This window comes from Enterovibrio gelatinilyticus (assembly GCF_028683095.1).
In the GTDB taxonomy this organism is placed as follows: Bacteria; Pseudomonadota; Gammaproteobacteria; order Enterobacterales; family Vibrionaceae; genus Enterovibrio; species Enterovibrio gelatinilyticus.
Genome location: NZ_JAJUBC010000016.1, coordinates 73816 through 92307 on the forward strand (window position 1 = coordinate 73816; position 18492 = coordinate 92307).

Here is an 18492-nt window from a genome sequence, read left to right on the forward strand (position 1 = left end):
GGCAGCGCAACAAATCACCAGAAAGGTGAGCGCAGTAGGTGAGTCTGTCTGGCGTTTTTCGTTGCATATCAGGGACCGATGGGCGATGCATCTATTCCGCGACAAATTTTTTGCTTATTGCTTTTGTGAGAAGGTTGGTGAATTTTTTTTCAACTATCCTTCTTCGAATAGTTAACACACTCTACTTTACACGAATAGGTAGTCTCAAATGTCTAAGCTGGTTCTTGTTCTTAACTGCGGCAGCTCATCGCTGAAATTCGCTATCATTGACGCACAAACAGGTGATGAGCACCTGTCTGGTCTGGCTGAGTGTCTGCACCTGCCAGAAGCTCGCATTAAGTGGAAATTGGACGGCAAACACGAAGCTCAACTGGGCGAAGGTGCTGCACACAAAGAAGCACTGAGCTTCATCGTTGAAACCATTCTGGCTTCTAAGCCTGAACTGGCACAAAACTTGGGCGCAATTGGTCACCGTGTTGTTCACGGTGGCGAGCAGTTCACTCAATCTGCACTTATCTGTGACAGCGTTCTGAAAGGCATTCAAGATGCTTCTAGCTTTGCACCTCTTCACAACCCAGCACACCTTGTTGGTATTGAAGCGGCTAAAGCTGCATTCCCAGAGCTGAAAAACGTTGCAGTATTTGACACTGCGTTCCACCAAACTATGCCAGAAGAAGCGTACCTATACGCGCTTCCGTACAAGCTGTACAAAGAGAACGGTATCCGTCGTTACGGCATGCACGGTACTTCTCACTTCTTCATCGCGCAAGAAGCAGCAAACCTACTTGGCAAGCCAGTTGAAGAACTAAACATCATCAACTGTCACCTAGGTAACGGCGCATCTGTATGTGCTATCAAAAACGGTAAGTCTGTAGACACTTCAATGGGTATGACGCCGCTTGAAGGTCTGGTAATGGGTACCCGTTCTGGTGACCTAGACCCAGCAATCATTTTCCACCTGCACGATGCACTGGGTTACAGCGTTGAAGAAATCAACAACATGCTAACCAAAGAGTCTGGCCTTGCTGGTCTGACTGAAGTGACTTCTGACTGTCGTTTCGTTGAAGACAACTACGGCACTAAAGAAGAAGCAACGCGCGCGATGGACGTATTCTGTCACCGTCTTGCTAAATACGTTGCTGGTTACACTGCATGTCTTGACGGCCGTCTGGACGCGATCGTGTTCACTGGTGGTATCGGTGAGAACTCTGGCCCAATCCGTGAGCTAGTGCTAAACCGTCTTGGCCTTCTAGGTGTTGAAGTTGACCAAGAGCGCAACCTGAAAGCTCGCTTCGGCGGCGAAGGCGTTATCACTTCTGATAACAGCCGTGTTCCTGCGATGGTTATCTCTACCAACGAAGAACTGGTTATCGCTCAAGATACCGCACGTCTAGCTGCTATTTAATTAGCCACTGATGTGAACTTGCGGCTGATCAATGCGATCAGTCGTTTCAATTTGGCATAGTGAATGGCTAAATTGAACACCTCAACAAAGCCTGCTCTTCGCGGGCTTTGGTTTTGACATAGTAAAGAGGAATTATCCGTGTCCCGTACTATTATGCTCATTCCTATCGGTGCTGGCGTTGGCCTGACAAGTGTCAGTCTTGGCGTATTGCGTGCGATGGAACATAAGGGCGTTCGCGTTTCGTTTTTCAAACCAATCGCGCAACCACGTCATGGCGACAACCAGCCAGATCTGACGACCACCATTATCGAAGCAAACAGCGACATGAAAGTGGCAGAGCCACTGACCATGGCAAACGCTGAAGCGCTGATCCGTACTGACCAAAACGACGTGTTGATGGAAGAAATCATCGCGCGTTTCAAAGGCGCAACTGCAGGTACTGAAGTTGCACTGATTGAAGGTCTTGTACCGACTCGTAACCACCCATTCGCGAACCAAGTTAACTTTGAGATCGCGAAAACGCTAGGCGCAGAAATTGTTTTCGTTACCACTCCAGGTACCGACAACCCTGCACAGCTAAAAGAGCGCATTGAAGTTGCTGTCTCTAACTTCGGTGGTTCGAAGAACGAAAACATCTCTGGCGTTATCATCAACAAGCACAATGCACCTGTTGATGAAGAAGGCCGCACTCGCCCTGACCTGTCTGACGTCTTTGATGACGCGAACGCAGCGAAATCAGGCAACGTGGAAGTGATGGAAATCTTCAATTCAAGCCCAATCCGCGTTCTGGGTTGTGTGCCTTGGAGCATCGATTTGATTGCAACTCGTGCTAGCGATCTGGCTAAGCACTTGAATGCTGAAATCGTTAACGAAGGTGAAATCAACACACGTCGCATTAAGAGCATCACGTTCTGTGCGCGTTCTATCCCGAACATGGTTGAGCACTTCCGTGCAGGTTCACTGCTGGTAACTTCTGCTGACCGTCCTGACGTTATTGTTGCTGCATGTCTTGCTGCAATGAACGGCTTGGAAATCGGTGCTCTGCTTCTGACTGGCGGTTACAACATCCCAGAACAGTTGCGTGGCCTGTGCCAGCGTGCATTCGAATCTGGCCTGCCAGTATTCACGACCAAAGGTAACACTTGGCAGACGTCTTTGAACCTTCAAAGCTTCAGCCTTGAAGTCCCTGCGGACGATAAAGAGCGTGTTGAGTTCGTTAACGAACATGTGGCTAGCCACATCGACGGTAACTGGATTGAATCACTGTCTGTCGGTTCTAACCGTGCATTGCGTCTAAGCCCACCAGCTTTCCGCTACCAGCTAACTGAATTCGCGCGTAAAGCAGCGAAGCGTATCGTTCTGCCTGAAGGCGACGAACCACGTACAGTAAAAGCAGCGGCTATCTGTGCTGAGCGTAAGATTGCTGAGTGTGTGCTTTTGGGTAACCCAGAAGAGATTCGTCGTGTTGCTGCGCAACAAGGCGTTGAGCTAGGCGCTGGCGTGACCATCATCAACTCTGACGAAGTACGTGAAAACTACGTTGCTCGTTTGGTTGAACTGCGTGGCGCGAAAGGCATGACCGAAGTTGTTGCTCGTGAGAAGCTACAAGATTCAGTCTTCCTTGGCACCATGATGCTTGAAGCGGGTGAAGTTGACGGTCTGGTTTCTGGTGCGGTTCATACCACAGCAAACACCATCGTTCCACCGTTCCAAATCATCAAAACAGCCCCTGATGCCTCTATCGTATCGTCAATCTTCTTCATGCTTCTGCCTGATCAAGTATTGGTTTACGGTGACTGTGCGATCAACCCTGATCCAACGGCTGAGCAACTGGCTGAAATCGCTATCCAATCTGCAGACTCTGCTGCTGCATTCGGTATCGAGCCACGCGTCGCAATGATCTCTTACTCTACCGGTGAATCTGGTAAGGGTGCAGACGTTGATAAAGTACGTGAAGCAACGAAACTGGCACAAGCGAAACGTCCTGATCTGATCATCGATGGTCCGCTTCAGTACGACGCAGCGATCATGGAAAACGTAGCAGCATCGAAAGCGCCTAACTCGCCAGTAGCGGGTAAAGCGACTGTATTCGTATTCCCTGATCTGAACACCGGTAACACCACGTACAAAGCAGTACAACGTTCTGCTGACTTGGTTTCTATCGGTCCAATGCTTCAGGGCATGCGTAAGCCTGTGAACGACCTGTCTCGCGGCGCACTGGTAGACGATATCGTTTACACAGTTGCACTAACTGCGATTCAAGCGAAACAAGCTGACGACGCGGAAGCAGCTAAATAAGCCACGCGCTTATTGGTAAAAAAAAGCCGATGCTGATGCATCGGCTTTTTTGTCGGTCGCGGTTTGTGATAATACTCATCCGCTACCCGTCTGTTTAACCCTGACCTATCGCCAATGCCGGCGTTGTTGCTGGCGTATCCCAAAGTTCAATCCACTCTGGTCGCGCATCAACCACTGTAAGAGAAATCCCGTCAGTATCCAATGTTGTTGCAAACGTCCCCACGAGGGTTCGCGCAACGGGCATGCCCTTTTCAGCCAGTACTTTTTGTGCTTCTTCTAAAGCAAGATCCAGATCAGCAGCAAGGGCAGCACCCAAGCCATTGACCATCAAGATAGGCTGAGACGATACGGCTTCCAAAGATTGCAGAATATCGTCGATCATTTTGGGAATGAGAGCATTGATGGGCGATCTGGGAATACGTGAAATACCTAACTCACCATGTATACCCACACCATATTCCACTTCGTGGCTTTCTAAAGACCCAGCCATTTTTCGAAAGGAGCATGTCGAAAAAGCAACGCCGATTGTTCGCGTGCGAGAAACAATGTCATCACCCAGTTCAGCCAAGGCCTCAAGCGTCAAGCCACGCTCTGCGGCAGCGCCCAGCATTTTTTCTACCACCACCACGCCCGCCAGCCCTCGCGCGGAATCCCTATCCGATTGCGTCGCGTCATCGTTGACGAGAACCATCAAAGTATCACTCTCCGAGAGCTCTGCTGCTATTTCAAAGTTCATCCGATCCCCTTGATAATTTTTCACGATCAAAAGGACGCCCTTACCGGTATCAGATTGGTGAATAGCGGATGTGATTTGATCGGGAGAAGGTGACGTAAATATTTCGCCAGGGCATGCTGCATCAAGCATTCCTTCGCCCACAAACCCCGCATGCAGAGGCTCATGACCCGAGCCACCGCCAGAAACCAATGCCACTTTGTTTTTCTGATAGTGAGGATGTCGAAAGACAACCAAAGGATCCCACTGAATGACGATGTTATCTTGATGGGTCTGTTCAAATTCCTTTAGACGGCTTTTTACAGAAATGTCTTTGCTATCCTTTGCCATTTGATTTCGTCTCAATCTTCAAGAGATTCGAACTAAGGTGTTTTAACCTTTTCAATCGTTGCCACTAACTGCTTAGTATAATCTTGAATTGCCTTTTTGATGGCAGTGTTGCTTTTCTCACTCCCCATATCCGGGAATGAAACAGAGCAATGAACCATCTGTATTTTCTTACTCTCTAACGCCGACCGATTCGGATGAGCCTCAATATATGCGGCAAGAAACAGACTCTCCTGCTCATCTGAAAACATGCAGACATCAAAAATCGTGGGAATGTGTTTAAACGGGATCGGCGTGTTGTACTCAGGGTTTGATATCTGAGAAATGAAACTACGATTTTTTCCTAACGCCTCCGCCAAGCGCTGCCGAATACCAGAAGGACGCTGTTCGATAACGGTTCTAAGGATGATTTTGTATTTAGAAACTTTTGACCCTTCAATGCTCATGCATTACCACTCGTGAAACCCAATATGACAAACTCTATGTGCATGGTGTTATCCATCTAAATGAGAGAAATCAGCATATCAGATGCAAGATCAATCACCAATTGGATAGCCTATTATCCATTTTCTTATTGCTGACAATCGACACCTTCAAGACAACCCACGATCGCAGACATCGCAGCGTTCTTATCTCGTCCTGATGCCCGAATGTAAACGGGGCACGCCGAGCGTAGCTTTAATTTCACCAAAGCAGCCTGACGTGTTGCACAAACCCAAGGGCCGTCGACCGTTTCAGATAACTCAACCTTCGCGTCAAATCCTTGCATTAAGCGAGATAATTGAGCGGCTGGGCGCACATGGAGGTCAAAACCTCCTGTTAGCCAAATCTTGGTGTTCAAATGCTCTTCCATTACCCACCAGCATGATTAAGTTCATTTGCCGCCAATTCAACTTGCTTAAGGCTTCCCCCTGCGACGGCCTTATAAGAAGCCACGATAACGCCTTCGACAAGTGGCGCATCGATAATTCTGACCACTTTGGCTTTTTCTGGCGAAAGCAGCTCAATCGCAACTTCACTGTTAAGTTCCGTGCTGCCCATATCAACAAAGATCGCGACGCCCGCGGGAGACCACACTGATATTATCGCGTTATAAATGGCATCAGCATGACAACCGAGCTGACCGTCAGCCGCTCCCCCCGTCCATGCGATAGGCACTGCGTCGGTCACTATTTGTGTTGCCATATCAGCAACGCCTTGCGCCACGAGCCGCGAGTGCGAAACGATCACTAAGCTAATCGGATTGTTCAAGGTTCGTCATCTCCATCATTCCATTCATTGCGGCTTTCAGAGCCAACATACTAGAGCAAGCGCCGGGATCGATATGCCCAACGCTTCTCTCACCTAGGTATGCCGCTCTCCCTTTCTTCGCAAGCAGGTGTTTTGTGTTTTCACAGTGGGTTTCAGCGAGGTGCTGAACAATCGTCAGCGCTTCAACGCCGAGTGCTTTCGTATCAAAATGCCAATACGCGGCAAAAGGTACCAGCACGTCCAACATGGTTTTATCACCCAGCGCGGACTTCCCTCTTCGTTCAACCGATACAACCCCAAGATAAAATGCCTCATCAATGGGTTTACCTTGGTTGACTGCCTTACCCCAGGTTAAAAACAAGGTGCCATACAAGGCGCCTGAGGCGCCACCAATGTGCTTTAGCACGCATTCGCCTAGGGCCTTTAAAAAGGCACCATCCATTAGGTGTCGCCACTGCGGTAAGGCTTCCAAAACGGCTTCCGCACCCCTTGAGATGTTAAACCCATGGTCACCATCTCCAATCTCGACATCTAACTGCGTAAGCAGATCTTGATGAGCGAGCAGCTCATGGCACACTCTACTCACCACCTGCTCTCGCCATATCTGTTGACTAATAGGTTACCCCTTGCACTCTCTGTCCTGCTCTATCAAATAAAACGGGATGAACGAAATCAAACGACACACGCTCATTTGGGTTCAACGTTGTATTTGAAGGCACCAGCATTGTGATTTTCTCTTGATGAAAATCCAGATGCAGATGGCATTGGTCACCCAAATGTTCAACTCGTCGCACCACTGCCGAATACTTCCCTTCCCCGCTCGCCTTTAATGACAAATGCTCGGTTCTCACTCCAACAAACGCCACGTTTTCCTCAGAAAAATGCTCATCGAAACATTGCTTCGGCAACACATTGATTTGAGGTAACCCCAATCTCGTCGCGACATAGTCACTGTTTGGGTTGCTATAGATTTCCTTTGGTGTCCCTACTTGAACAATCTCACCGTCTTTCAATACACCAATACGATCACCCAGCGTCATGGCTTCAATTTGATCGTGTGTGACATAAAGTATAGTGGCACCAAGCTCTTGCTGAATCCTCTTCAGTTCAACCCTGAGATCCGCACGCAGTTTTGCATCCAGTGAAGATAAAGGTTCGTCCATCAAATACAGCGCAGGACGGCGAACTAACGCACGTCCAATAGCAACGCGCTGCATTTCACCACCAGACAGTTTCGTTGCTTTATTTTGCAGTTTGTGACTAATCCGCAGCACTTCAGCCACTTTACCGATACGCTTTTTAATGTCGGCCTCTGGCATATTTCGGACTTTGGAACGCAGTGGAAATGCCAAGTTGTCATAAACACTCATATGCGGGTAAAGCGAATACTGCTGGAAAACGAAAGCAACATCTCTCTCAGAGGGAGCCACAGAATGCATGTTTCGATTGGCTAAAATGATATCGCCTTCGTCACACTTCTCTAGCCCTGCCGCCAAACGCAATAAGGTCGTTTTCCCTGCGCCTGTTGGCCCAAGCAGCACCATGAACTCACCTTCTTTAACGTCTAAATTGATTTGCTTCACCGCTTCAATATCACCAAAGCGTTTACAGACGTGATTAAATTTAAGCTTTGTCATGGTATGCCTCCTCATAGCGCGTGTTCATTATTACTTGATCTGTCTCGCGATCGAATATCGAGGTATGTTCAGGGTCTAACTGAAGATAAACTTGCTGGCCTCGCTCAACAGCGATATAGCTATCAACACGCGCTTTTAACGTTCCAATTGTTGAATTAATGGTCAGTACTTGTGTTGTTCCCAAGTATTCAACAGCATCAATCATTCCTTTTAAGTGGGAGAACTCAACCAGTGATACATGCTCAGGGCGGACGCCCAATGCCAGTTTCTTGGTTTGAACCCCCTCGACAATGCGCGCAACGGCAATCTTGATACTGTTGATGCAGACAGAGTCTGCTCCCTGCGCAACGTTCCCTTCAAACTCAATGATGTTCATTGAGGGTTCCCCGAGAAATTTGGCGACAAATATGGTGTTGGGAAAATCGTAAATAAACTGTGGCGCTCCCACTTGTTCTATCACGCTATGGTTCATCACCATGATTTTATCGGCCATCGACATCGCTTCTAATTGGTCATGCGTGACATAAACCGTGGTTGCCCCCATTCGATTGTGCAGCTCTTTGAGCTCCGAACACATCAGGTGGCGAAACTCACTGTCCAACGCACCTAAAGGCTCATCCATCAAAAAAGCCTGTGGTTTTCGGATGATTGCCCTACCCAGCGAAACGCGCTGTTTATCACCGCTCGATAACCCACCGACAGGGCTATCTAGAAGATGCTCAATACGTAAAATGTCGGCCACTTCCGCGACCCGTTCTTTTATTTCCGCTCTCGCGACACCCTGACACTTCAGCGGGAAGCTGATGTTTTGACGAACATTCATGTGCGGATAGAGTGCGAACATCTGAAAGACAAACGCAATATCTCTCTGGCTTGCGCGCAGAAATGAAACGTCATCGCCTTCGATTTTTATTTGGCCTGAGGTAGGTAACTCCAGCCCTGCAATCATCCTTAATGTGGTTGTTTTCCCGCACCCAGAAGGACCGAGTAAGACAAAAAACTCACCATCATTAATCGTAAATGTCGAATTTTTCACCGCGACAAAACGATCAAATCGTTTGTGCAAATTAGCCACTGTAATATCAGCCATAAACTTCTCTCCTATTCTGGAAAATGGCTGACAATCAGAAAGCTGACTGTGCCGAACAAAATGACGCTGAACGAATATGTAAATGCGGTCATGACAAAAGGTTGCATCAGCATAAAGATGCCAAGCCCTATCAATACGCATGAGACATTTTCCAAGAAACCTCTACGCAGGTAGCGGCTGGTTAATAATCTATTTTTCATTACTTCCTCACTGCTCCAAACGTAATTCCTCGCAACAGGTGCTTTCTAAGAACCACGGTAAACACAACAATTGGGATGAGGAACAAAGACGTGCCTGCTGCAACAGCCGGCCAATCAAGCCCTCCTTCACCGATAATGATGGGGATGAATGGCGGTGCGGTTTGGGCATTACCACTGGTCAGCAGTAGTGCAAACGCATATTCATTCCACGCAAACACCAAACAGAAAATGGCGGTAGACGCGATGCCCGTTGCCGCTTGTGGTAACACCACTTTGATAAAGGCTTGAAATCGGCTGTATCCATCAATCATTGCGGCTTCTTCATACTCTCGCGGGATCTCATCAATAAAGCCTTTGAGCAACCACACCGATAAGCTGACATTGACCGCGGTATACAAAATAATCATCCCAAGATGGGTATCTGATAGCCCTAACTGCCGATACATCAAATAGATAGGGATGGCGACCGCAATGGGTGGCATCATTCGCGTCGACAGAATAAAGAACAGCAGATCATCTTTTAGCGGCACCTTAAATCGTGAAAAACCATACGCTGCTAACGTTCCTAGGAAGACGGCTAGAAATGTCGAACCGAAGCCGATGATCATCGAGTTGGTATACCGCCCTAAAAAGCGAGAAGGCCCCGTAATGACCATGTTTTGGTCACGAACGATTTCGTCATACCACGTCGAGGGTGGCGGCAACGATGCCATGTGCTCTTCGGTTTGACGCGAACGACTGGTGAACAAGTTAACGTACCCCTCTAAGCTGGCTTCGAATGTCACTTTAGGAGGGTAAGCAATAGCATCAGACGGCGACTTAAAGCTCGTCATCAATATCCATATCAGCGGAGCAATGGAAATCACACCGTAGAAAATGACTACCGCAGCTGCCATTTTTTTTGAGCGTCCGCTTGGCTCAATTACAGAAAATGCAGAATCACTCATCGACTTTTCACCTTATTCATCGCTTTAACATAGATATTTGCGGCACCAAATACGGTGACAAACAAAATAACGGCGAATGCAGAGCTATAGCCCGTCTTCCATTTTTCAAATGCTTCCCGCTTGAGGTTAATTGAGGCCAACTCTGTTATTGACCCAGGGCCTCCCGAGGTTAGCTGCACAACCATGTCAAACATTTTGAAGTTCTCTATTGCTCGGAATAAAATGGCTAACATCAAAAATGGCATCACCATCGGCAGAGTAATCGAGAAAAACTGACGTATATTTGAAGCACGGTCTACCTCGGCTGCTTCATAGATACTGCCCGGTATCGACCTCAACCCAGCGAGACAAATCAGCATCACATAGGGTGTCCACATCCATGTATCCACTAAGATGATCGACCACGGCGCAAGTGTGGTATCGCCAATCATGTCGACGGGACCAACATCCACAAAGAAGTTAACGACGTAAGAAAAGACACCAGATTGTGGCTGATAGAGATAGGTCCAAAATGTCCCTACCACGGCGGGTGCCATCATCATTGGGATCAAAATCAAGGTCGTCCAAAAACTGTGACCTTTAAAGTTTTTATTAATGAGTAGCGCAAGACCAAAACCAATAGTGAATTGGAGAATCATCGTCCAGCTGACAAAGTGCATCGTCGCTTGGAGATACCCCCAAATATCCTCATCATTTAGGATTTTTATGTAGTTCTTTAACCCCACCCATTCCACATCACGATCAAGTCTGTTCGCGCGGTAATTGGTAAAGCTCAGATAGATCGTCCAAATGAGAGGGAAAATGTTAATGGCTAACAGGAGTAGAATGGTGGGAGAAATAAACCACCAGGCCATTGCACGGTCAGACATCGACCACGTCTTCCGTGACGAGCCCTCCAATGCGTTGACAACATTGCCAGCACTCTGTATTGACTTCATTTTATTTACTTCCATGGTGCAACCGTTTTTGCGAGTCACTGAAGTTAAGCAGAGAGAGCGAGGCTCTCCCTGCCTCGTAGGATTACAGCTGTCCGCCGTCTTCTAAGATTTCCTGCCAGTCATCTTTCAGTTTTTCAAGAGCTTGCTCTGGTGTGCCCTTGCCTGCGACGACATAGTCATGAAGTCTTTTTTGCATTGCCTGAAGAAGTTCTGCGTAGTTCGGCTCCTGCCAAAAATCTTTCACGTTTGACATCGCTTCAACAAAGTCGGCGGCAAAAGGTGCAGTACTCGCAAAATCGGGATGCTCAACCACCGCTCGGTGTGCAGAGTAGCCACCCAGTGTCCACCAGTCTGATTGCACCTGAGGTTGGGCGAACCATTTGATGTATTGCAACGCTAAGTCTTTCTTATCCGAATAAGAAACCACAGAGATGCCTTGCCCACCCAGTGTTGAACCTTCGGTAGTTTGTTTTGGGTTTAAGAAAAAGCCCGAGTTTTCACCCCCAACGTTGGGGTCTTTGACAATGCCAGGGAAGAAGGCGAACCAGTTCATTTGCATGGCAACCTGACCTGATTTATACGCATCAAGATTTGCCACCATATAGGCATTCGAGTGGCCTGGCGGGGTGCAGCAATCATACAGTTCCTTGTATGCTTTCAGGCCTTCCGCCGCTTCCTGACTATTCACATAGCCTTCTAAATCATAAGGCTTGTTAGGGTTTTGATATTGAAAGCCATGTGCATAGAGCGCTGATGTCGCCCCCATGGTAATACCTTCAGAGCCACGTTCGGTGTAGATAGCCGCACCGTAGACTTTTTGGCCGTCAATCTCACGACCTTGGAAGAAGCTCGACACTTCTTTTAGCTCCGTCCACGTTTTAGGCGGCGTGAGGGCTCGTCCAAACGCCTTCTCAAATTGGCTTTGAATATCTTTTCTCGAAAACCAATCTTTACGATATACCCAACCCAATGCATCACCCATTGCAGGGAGCGCCCAGTAGTTGTCTGATCCTTTTGGCCAAGCAGAATATGCATCCACCGTTGCAGGGATAAAGTCACTCATGCTGATCCCTTCTTTTTCAAAGAAATCATTGAGCTTCATGTAGTGACCATTTTCCGCAGAACCCCCTATCCATTGACTGTCACCAATGAGCAGGTCGCATAGCTTGCCGCGTGAGTTCAACTCATTTTGGAAACGGGAAGAAAAACTCGTCCAAGGTACAAATTCGAAATTCATTTCGATACCTGTTTCAGACGTAAAGTCTTTTGAGAGTTCTACGAGCGCATTGGCGGGATCCCAAGCAGCCCAGCAGAGTGTTAAGGATTGCTCCGCACTCTGCGCAGCAGTACTACTTACTCCGAGTCCGATTGCTGTTACCGCAATGACGGCATTTAACTTTTGCCTTAATTTCATTTGATCAGCTCCTGTTGTTTCTTCCTTGAACCTTTTGGGTTCATGACAAACCTTGCCTAAGACCATCTTCATCGAGTCGTACTCTGGTACGTCACCGCAATTCAGGGTTTACCTCAAAGAAAACCATGTTCATAACCAAAGTTAACTAAACACACAAAAACACTGAACCAATACTTAACAAAATGCAAGTGACATTTAACTCAATTGCAACATAATGAAAATATTTTTTATTTTATTATTTTAAATTCAATAATTTACAAACAAACCATAGATAACAATAAAATTACATTATTGAGTTTTTCCGTAACAATGCTATGTTTACTCAATGGTTAAATCCAATAAAACTAAACCTTTTTGTTCAGTTTTAAACGCATAATGTTTAGTAATCAGGGAGTAAGATGAATGAGTCGTTTCTTTGCACATGACAACCAACACGTGCCTTTAGCTATCCAAGGCTACCTAGCAAGCAATGCCCATCGCCCACTCGCGATGTTGGAGGGAGAGCAGAGTATTAAAGTTGTTCTCAGGACTGATTGGGACAAAAGCAAGGTTGCCATTTTGTCTGGCGGTGGAGCGGGTCATGAGCCAGCACATGTTGGGTTTGTTGGACAAGGAATGTTAACGGCAGCGATTGCAGGGGACGTATTTGCCTCTCCAAGCGTTGAAGCGATACTACAAGCAATTATCGCGACAACAGGTAAAAGCGGCTGTTTTCTAATCGTAAAAAGTTATACCGGTGACCGCCTAAACTTCGGCCTAGCGGCAGAAAAGGCACGCGCCATGGGTTATCAGGTCGACATGATCATTGTCGGTGATGACATTGCACTGCCCGATGTATCAAATCCTCGCGGCATTGCGGGAACATTGTTTGTTCATAAATTAGCGGGGCATCTTTCAGAGCAAGGGAAAAGTCTCGAAGAGATAGCGACAATCACGAAAGCAGCAACCCAAGGCATTCACTCCATAGGATTAGCGCTCTCATCTTGTGCATTACCTTATGATAAAACGGGTGAGTTTAAGTATGCACCGGAAATTGGGATGGGGATCCATGGCGAGCCCGGGTTCGAAACAGTCGACATCGCCAATGCCGAACAAGCCGTCAAAATGATGCTAAAAAAGCTGGCACCTTACACGGAAAATAACAACAAGCGCTTTGCCCTTTTAATTAATAACCTAGGCGCTACAACAGAGCTTGAGCTTCAAATTATCACTCAGAAAATTCTAGCCTCTCCCTTGCGGAATCAACTCGATATTGTATTTGAACCTGGTGCATACATGACATCACTGAATATGTATGGCGTTTCTTTGTCTTTGATAGCGCTAGACGACACCATTCGTGAAGCACTCTTGTCCGATGTCGCGCCAACTGCGTGGCCAGCATCAGGTGTTTGTGGCGACGTTAACCGAGTTCCAATGCATAACTTGACGACCCATACGACCTACTCGTCAGAGGAAAATTCGACCGTTGAGCAACTCATTGTGAACGTTTGCCAGGAACTCGTTGCGCAAGAATCTTATCTCAATACCCTTGATGAAAAAGTCGGTGATGGGGACACAGGCACAACATTTTCTCACGCAGCAAAGGCGATTCTTGCCAAATTGGAAAACGATGGACTTCCCCTGAATACACCAGAAAAGCTCTTTCAGTGTATCGGTCAAGAGCTCTCAACGGTGATGGGCGGTTCAAGCGGAGTTCTTCTTTCTATTTTCTTTACCGCTGTAGCTTCAGCCAATGCTTCAGGCCAGTCAATCAACATATCGCTCTTAGAGGGCATCACCAAAGTTCAGCAATATGGTGGCGCTAAACTCAATGACCGTACGATGCTTGATGCGGCTATTCCCGCATTAGAGGTATATAGCGAAACCGGGGATATCCAACAGGCCGCTAATGCAGCACGCTTGGGTGCAGAAGCAACGGCCAGAATGACAAAAGCGCGTGCGGGCCGTTCTTCTTATCTCAGGGAGGACAGTCTAATCGGAAACGTAGACCCAGGCGCGATGGCTATTGCCAAAGTCTTTCACGTAATTCATCGTTATGCGCAAGGTGAAAAATAATCAATAAAATCATAATAAAGGAGCGCTGCCTCGCTCCTTTATTCTTTCATCGACAGGGCACTCAACCCGTTTTCTTTTTCAGGTCTTTCAGGTGGTCTTCTGCTGTCAGAAAATCAAATTGGCCTATCGCCTCCTGCAAACGCTGGAACTCCTCAAGCTGGTTGCACCATTGCGGCAGTGCTTTCGCCAAAACAGTCACCTTGTCCTGCACCTCAATATCAAACTCTTGCAAACTGACTTGCAACGCATTGATCTGCTCAACAAGATAAGCATCAAGCGGTTTGATCTCTTCGTCGGCTTGCGGCTCAGGCGTTTCTTCTGCGCTAGCGGCTATTTCATCAAACTTCTCAATGGCAGCGATAATCATCGATTTCAGCACTAGCACTTCACTTTCTGATACGGGTTCTCCCGCGTTATATTTGTCTTCCAACGCCGAGGCGACACCGGCCATTTCATCCGCGCCAATGTTGCTGCCCGCACCTTTACACGAATGCGCCAAAATGCCTTTCTCGCTATTGTCATCCGACGTCAGCAATTGCTCTACAGAACTCACCTGAGAGTTGAGGAAAAGCGACAGTATTTTGAGATATTTTGCCTTGTTGCCCCCCAAGCGTTTAACGCCGTCGGCAAGGTTAATACCGGGGACATTATCCACCATCAGGTCGAACATGGTTTCGGTGTATTCCATTATTGCTCTCCTTCGGGTCTCGTCCGCTTCAAGATCTGCTTTTTTGGGTTGCGGTTGAGGTTGCGGGGTTGTTACCTCAGTATTGTTACTAACATCGTCAAGCTCTGAGACTTGAGAGTTGGATGGTGTCTCTTCAGCCAACAACGCTGGAGGCGTTTCAACCGCCATGCCAATGTCATCACTTTTCACCACGGTGGAATCTTGTGAGAAGCGAGGTCGTTGGGTGTCTTCAGGCTTGTACTCAGAAATCGCTAGCCAATAAATCAGTCGCTCTTTCAACAGTTCGAAATTTATGGGCTTTGCAATATGCTCATTCATTCCCGCTTCACGGCAGGCAGCGACATCGTGTGAATCGGTGTTGGCGGTCATGGCTAAAATGGGTAAAGTCGTTATTCCCATTTCTCGGCGAATGATTTTGGTTGCTGTCACCCCATCAACAACAGGCATTTGCATATCCATGAGCACCAAATCAATGGCATGTGCTTTCAATAATTGAATCGCCTCGTCGCCATTGTTTGCCACAAGCACTCTCACCGGCAAACTTTCCATCGCGCCAATCGCGACTTCTTGATTGATCAAGTTATCTTCAACCAACAATATGACGCGATCTCGAAGCACCCACTCTTCCTCTGGAACATCTTCCAGTTCCAGCTCAGGCCCAGTTTCAAAGGAACTTAAACGAATAGGACTGATTGTATTGTTTTCGTCAGTTAACGTGCGCATCAACGCGGAAGGCAAGGTCGGCATTGCAAGCCAATTAAACGGAAAAGGCGGGCGTGTTTCAACAATATCGAAATTATCATTTGGACCGCTCAGTAGCAGCACTTTAGGCGGAGTCTCCAATGCAATAAATATGCTCGTCAGTAGTGATTTCATGTCGGGATCAATACCCTCCCAATCCACCACAAGATGCGCGTAGTTACCACGCTCTATACCCTTCTGACACTCTTCCAATTCGGAGAAACTACGACACTGACTGACATTCGCACCCGCAAACACAAGAGGGTCACAAATGTTAGCTTGAAGCGTTGTGTGACATGCGATTACCAAAACACTTTTTGTCGTTAAAGCGCGAGACCAAGCACCGCCAAGCCTCGTATTTTCTCGCACCCCTGATTGACATGGGAGTGTAAAAGAAAGGGTAGTTCCAATCCCCACACGGCTTTCAGCTTCGATATCGCCCCCCATCAGTGCCACCAACTCTTTGGAGAGAGACAAACCCAACCCCTTTCCGCCCTTTGCTCGTGACGTTGAGGTGTCGGCTTGAGAAAATGGCAGAAATAACATTTCCAGCTCTTTGCGCTTAATACCTATCCCCGTATCTGTGACGGCAAAGCGGATTTTCACATCGTCTTCACGGCGAGATTCCAGCGATACTGAAATGATAACCTCTCCATGATCAGTAAATTTGATCGCATTGTCTCCCAACGCCATTAACACCTGAGTCATTCGAACAATGTCTGCGTCAATGACTTTTGGAATAGACATATCGACATTCACGCACAGCAGTATCCCTTTATCTCTGGCCCGCTCTCCCAGCGCTTTTGCCACAGGTGATAGAATGGTTTCGACATTACACTCAACCCACTCAATTTCTAGGTTTCCTGCTTTCACATTGGTAAAGTCCAATGTCGCATTCACGGCGTCCAACAAGGCATGTCCTGACGTCACAACCCGCCGAATATACTGCTGTTGCTTACCTTCCAGCCCTGCATCAAGTGCCAGTTGAGACATACCAATGATGGCGTTCAGAGGCGTGCGAAACTCATGAGACATATTGGAAAGAAAATCGCGCTTGGCTTGTTGGGCTGATTGCGCCGCTTTTTTTGAAATTTGCAGTTGTTTTTCGGCTTGTCTGAGTAATTGTCGTTGCTCTTGCATCTCACTTTGGTTGCGCTTAATGATCAAGTTATGAACGACCAATGCTCCTGTCAGAACAATCACGAGGACAACAAGCAACGTAGTAATATTCGTGACGCCATCAGCGAGCGTATGGTTCACTGCTGGTAAGCTCACACCAGACAGGTATCCATGGTCTTCCTTGCCGGCGGCGAGAAGAGAGAAAGAAGCAAACACAGCATAAATATAGATTAGCAATTTGGTCATAAGGCGATTATCAGGCACGCTCTGCAGGCTCAGCCATTCCATCATTTCAACATGCAACCTACCCGCATCATTGTCCGAAGCGGATTCATACCTTCATCACTCCGAAAACACGGATACTGCTTCCAGATGCCAGCCAGGATTTCGCTGATCCGTTGAGACTCTCATTTTGGGCTAAATGCATGTCTCAAATTAAATTAATGTGTTTCACGATTGGAACAATATTAAGAGTAGACCTAGGATTGAATTAGTGAAAAGCAAATCAGGATCCCGTTGATGGAGTCACCGGAAAATAAACCCAACAAGCGAGCAACCGTCCTGGTCGTTGACGATACTCCTGAAAATTTAGTGTTCGTCAGCGAAATGCTGAAAGACCGTTACGAAGTCAAAGCGGCAACAAACGGACAAACTGCACTCGCTATCGTGGAGAAGTTCTCCATTGACCTCATTCTTTTGGATGTGGTTATGCCTGGCATGGACGGCTATGAAGTATGCCGTCAAATAAAAGCGAAAAAGAGTGGCGGTGATATTCCTGTTATTTTCCTGACGTCGAAATCAAAAGCAGAAGACCAAGAGTACGGTTTTTCGGTAGGTGCTGCGGATTACATCAACAAGCCGCTGAGTCCGCCGATCACCATGGCGAGAATAAAAATCCATTTAGAAAACAAAGCGTCACAAGATTTCCTTCATGACCAAAATGAATACCTAGAAGATGAAGTTCAACGACGAGTCAAAGAACTTAGCGTTATCCAAGATGTCACGATTAATGCGCTTGCCAGCCTCGCTGAAACCCGAGATCAAGAAACCGGAAATCACATTCTTCGTACTCAATACTATGTGAAAATTCTTGCTGACCAACTCTATCTTCGCGGTAAGTACCCAGAGATTGTCACACCCGAATACATCACCATGGTGTTCAAAACCGCCCCCTTGCATGACATCGGCAAAGTGGGGATTCCAGATGCCATTTTGCTCAAGCCCGGAAAGTTGACGGCGGAAGAATTCGAGATCATGAAAACCCACGCAAAGCTGGGTTACGACGCTATCGTCAAAGCAGAAAAAGAAGTTGATGCGCACTATCCTTTCTTGAGCGCCGCAAAAGAGATTTCTTATGGCCACCATGAAAAGTGGGATGGGTCTGGCTATCCACAAGGTCTAAGCGGAGAAGATATACCGCTCAGCGCCCGTTTGATGGCTGTGGCGGATGTATTTGATGCGCTTGTGAGTAAGCGTGTCTACAAATCAGCCATGACTCATGATGAAGCATTCGAGATCATCAGAGAGGGCAAAGGGACACATTTCGATCCCATGCTGGTCGATTTGATGTTTGATATGCAAAACGACTTTATAAAAATCGCTGAAACCTACAAAGATTAGTCTGCTCTAACACCCTGCAAATTACCGCA

16 protein-coding genes are annotated in these 18492 nt (G+C 47.3%); 4 read left to right on the forward strand and 12 right to left on the reverse strand.

Features of this window, described 5'->3' with window-relative positions:
- The first annotated feature begins 208 nt into the window (after positions 1-208).
- Together LRP50_RS14720 and pta are read left to right on the forward strand one after the other, a co-directional pair.
- Positions 209-1405: an acetate kinase gene (locus tag LRP50_RS14720; protein WP_274165216.1), complete on the forward strand. Its 1197-nt coding sequence runs from the start codon at positions 209-211 to the stop codon at positions 1403-1405.
- A 153-nt stretch (positions 1406-1558) separates the two neighbouring features.
- On the forward strand, positions 1559-3703 hold the full coding sequence (gene pta / locus LRP50_RS14725; protein WP_274165254.1) for a phosphate acetyltransferase: 2145 nt from the start codon (positions 1559-1561) through the stop codon (positions 3701-3703).
- A 94-nt stretch (positions 3704-3797) separates the two neighbouring features.
- Here the strand turns inward: pta and LRP50_RS14730 are convergent, their stop codons facing one another.
- From LRP50_RS14730 to LRP50_RS14780, 11 genes are all read right to left on the reverse strand, one after another.
- A complete protein-coding gene (locus LRP50_RS14730; protein WP_274165217.1) occupies positions 3798-4766 on the reverse strand; it encodes a dihydroxyacetone kinase subunit DhaK in 969 nt (322 codons plus the stop codon).
- A gap of 32 nt (positions 4767-4798) precedes the next feature.
- Positions 4799-5209: a hypothetical protein gene (locus LRP50_RS14735; protein WP_274165218.1), complete on the reverse strand. Its 411-nt coding sequence runs from the start codon at positions 5207-5209 to the stop codon at positions 4799-4801.
- A gap of 125 nt (positions 5210-5334) precedes the next feature.
- The gene (locus LRP50_RS14740) at positions 5335-5604 is read right to left on the reverse strand and encodes an HPr family phosphocarrier protein (RefSeq protein WP_274165219.1); all 270 of its coding nucleotides are present in this window, start codon (positions 5602-5604) and stop codon (positions 5335-5337) included.
- A gap of 11 nt (positions 5605-5615) precedes the next feature.
- Positions 5616-5993 (reverse strand): dihydroxyacetone kinase phosphoryl donor subunit DhaM, encoded by a 378-nt coding sequence (gene dhaM / locus LRP50_RS14745; RefSeq protein WP_274165255.1) that lies wholly within the window; start codon positions 5991-5993, stop codon positions 5616-5618.
- Positions 5994-5997: 4 nt separating this feature from the next.
- Positions 5998-6603: a dihydroxyacetone kinase subunit DhaL gene (gene dhaL, locus LRP50_RS14750; protein ID WP_274165220.1), complete on the reverse strand. Its 606-nt coding sequence runs from the start codon at positions 6601-6603 to the stop codon at positions 5998-6000.
- A 22-nt stretch (positions 6604-6625) separates the two neighbouring features.
- The gene (locus LRP50_RS14755; protein WP_274165221.1) at positions 6626-7651 is read right to left on the reverse strand and encodes an ABC transporter ATP-binding protein; all 1026 of its coding nucleotides are present in this window, start codon (positions 7649-7651) and stop codon (positions 6626-6628) included.
- Positions 7638-8741, reverse strand: a complete 1104-nt coding sequence (locus LRP50_RS14760; RefSeq protein ID WP_274165222.1) for an ABC transporter ATP-binding protein — start codon at positions 8739-8741, stop codon at positions 7638-7640. The genes LRP50_RS14755 and LRP50_RS14760 overlap by 14 nt, the downstream gene beginning before the upstream one ends.
- An 11-nt stretch (positions 8742-8752) precedes the next feature.
- The gene (locus tag LRP50_RS14765; RefSeq protein ID WP_016959354.1) at positions 8753-8941 is read right to left on the reverse strand and encodes a hypothetical protein; all 189 of its coding nucleotides are present in this window, start codon (positions 8939-8941) and stop codon (positions 8753-8755) included.
- Complete coding sequence (locus LRP50_RS14770; protein WP_016959353.1) at positions 8941-9888, reverse strand: carbohydrate ABC transporter permease; 948 nt, start codon at positions 9886-9888, stop codon at positions 8941-8943. Before LRP50_RS14770 ends, LRP50_RS14765 begins: the two co-directional genes overlap by 1 nt.
- Positions 9885-10826: a carbohydrate ABC transporter permease gene (locus tag LRP50_RS14775; RefSeq protein WP_274165223.1), complete on the reverse strand. Its 942-nt coding sequence runs from the start codon at positions 10824-10826 to the stop codon at positions 9885-9887. Before LRP50_RS14775 ends, LRP50_RS14770 begins: the two co-directional genes overlap by 4 nt.
- Positions 10827-10908: 82 nt before the next feature.
- A complete protein-coding gene (locus tag LRP50_RS14780; protein ID WP_274165224.1) occupies positions 10909-12240 on the reverse strand; it encodes an ABC transporter substrate-binding protein in 1332 nt (443 codons plus the stop codon).
- 402 nt (positions 12241-12642) lie between these two features.
- On the opposite strand from LRP50_RS14780, the gene LRP50_RS14785 reads away from it, so the two are divergent.
- Positions 12643-14295, forward strand: coding sequence for a dihydroxyacetone kinase subunit DhaK (locus tag LRP50_RS14785; protein ID WP_274165225.1), 1653 nt, complete (start codon positions 12643-12645; stop codon positions 14293-14295).
- Between the two features lie 61 nt (positions 14296-14356).
- On the opposite strand, the gene LRP50_RS14790 is transcribed toward LRP50_RS14785, so the two are convergent.
- Positions 14357-17089 carry a hybrid sensor histidine kinase/response regulator gene (locus tag LRP50_RS14790; RefSeq protein ID WP_420791226.1) on the reverse strand — a complete coding sequence of 911 codons (2733 nt, stop codon included), beginning with the start codon at positions 17087-17089 and terminating at the stop codon, positions 14357-14359.
- A gap of 273 nt (positions 17090-17362) precedes the next feature.
- Between LRP50_RS14790 and LRP50_RS14795 the strand changes: the two genes are divergently transcribed.
- The gene (locus tag LRP50_RS14795) at positions 17363-18463 is read left to right on the forward strand and encodes a response regulator (RefSeq protein WP_274165227.1); all 1101 of its coding nucleotides are present in this window, start codon (positions 17363-17365) and stop codon (positions 18461-18463) included.
- The last annotated feature ends 29 nt before the right edge of the window (positions 18464-18492 follow it).

What these genes read in the sequence shown, in the direction of transcription:
- LRP50_RS14720 (WP_274165216.1), top strand. Translation starts at nt 209, where the DNA reads ATGTCTAAGCTGGTTCTTGTTCTTAACTGCGGCAGCTCATCGCTGAAA.
- pta (WP_274165254.1), top strand. Translation starts at nt 1,559, where the DNA reads ATGCTCATTCCTATCGGTGCTGGCGTTGGCCTGACAAGTGTCAGTCTT.
- LRP50_RS14730 (WP_274165217.1), bottom strand. Translation starts at nt 4,766, where the DNA reads ATGGCAAAGGATAGCAAAGACATTTCTGTAAAAAGCCGTCTAAAGGAA.
- LRP50_RS14735 (WP_274165218.1), bottom strand. Translation starts at nt 5,209, where the DNA reads ATGAGCATTGAAGGGTCAAAAGTTTCTAAATACAAAATCATCCTTAGA.
- LRP50_RS14755 (WP_274165221.1), bottom strand. Translation starts at nt 7,651, where the DNA reads ATGACAAAGCTTAAATTTAATCACGTCTGTAAACGCTTTGGTGATATT.
- LRP50_RS14760 (WP_274165222.1), bottom strand. Translation starts at nt 8,741, where the DNA reads ATGGCTGATATTACAGTGGCTAATTTGCACAAACGATTTGATCGTTTT.
- LRP50_RS14765 (WP_016959354.1), bottom strand. Translation starts at nt 8,941, where the DNA reads ATGAAAAATAGATTATTAACCAGCCGCTACCTGCGTAGAGGTTTCTTG.
- LRP50_RS14770 (WP_016959353.1), bottom strand. Translation starts at nt 9,888, where the DNA reads ATGAGTGATTCTGCATTTTCTGTAATTGAGCCAAGCGGACGCTCAAAA.
- LRP50_RS14775 (WP_274165223.1), bottom strand. Translation starts at nt 10,826, where the DNA reads ATGAAGTCAATACAGAGTGCTGGCAATGTTGTCAACGCATTGGAGGGC.
- LRP50_RS14780 (WP_274165224.1), bottom strand. Translation starts at nt 12,240, where the DNA reads ATGAAATTAAGGCAAAAGTTAAATGCCGTCATTGCGGTAACAGCAATC.
- LRP50_RS14785 (WP_274165225.1), top strand. Translation starts at nt 12,643, where the DNA reads ATGAGTCGTTTCTTTGCACATGACAACCAACACGTGCCTTTAGCTATC.
- LRP50_RS14790 (WP_420791226.1), bottom strand. Translation starts at nt 17,089, where the DNA reads ATGACCAAATTGCTAATCTATATTTATGCTGTGTTTGCTTCTTTCTCT.
- LRP50_RS14795 (WP_274165227.1), top strand. Translation starts at nt 17,363, where the DNA reads ATGGAGTCACCGGAAAATAAACCCAACAAGCGAGCAACCGTCCTGGTC.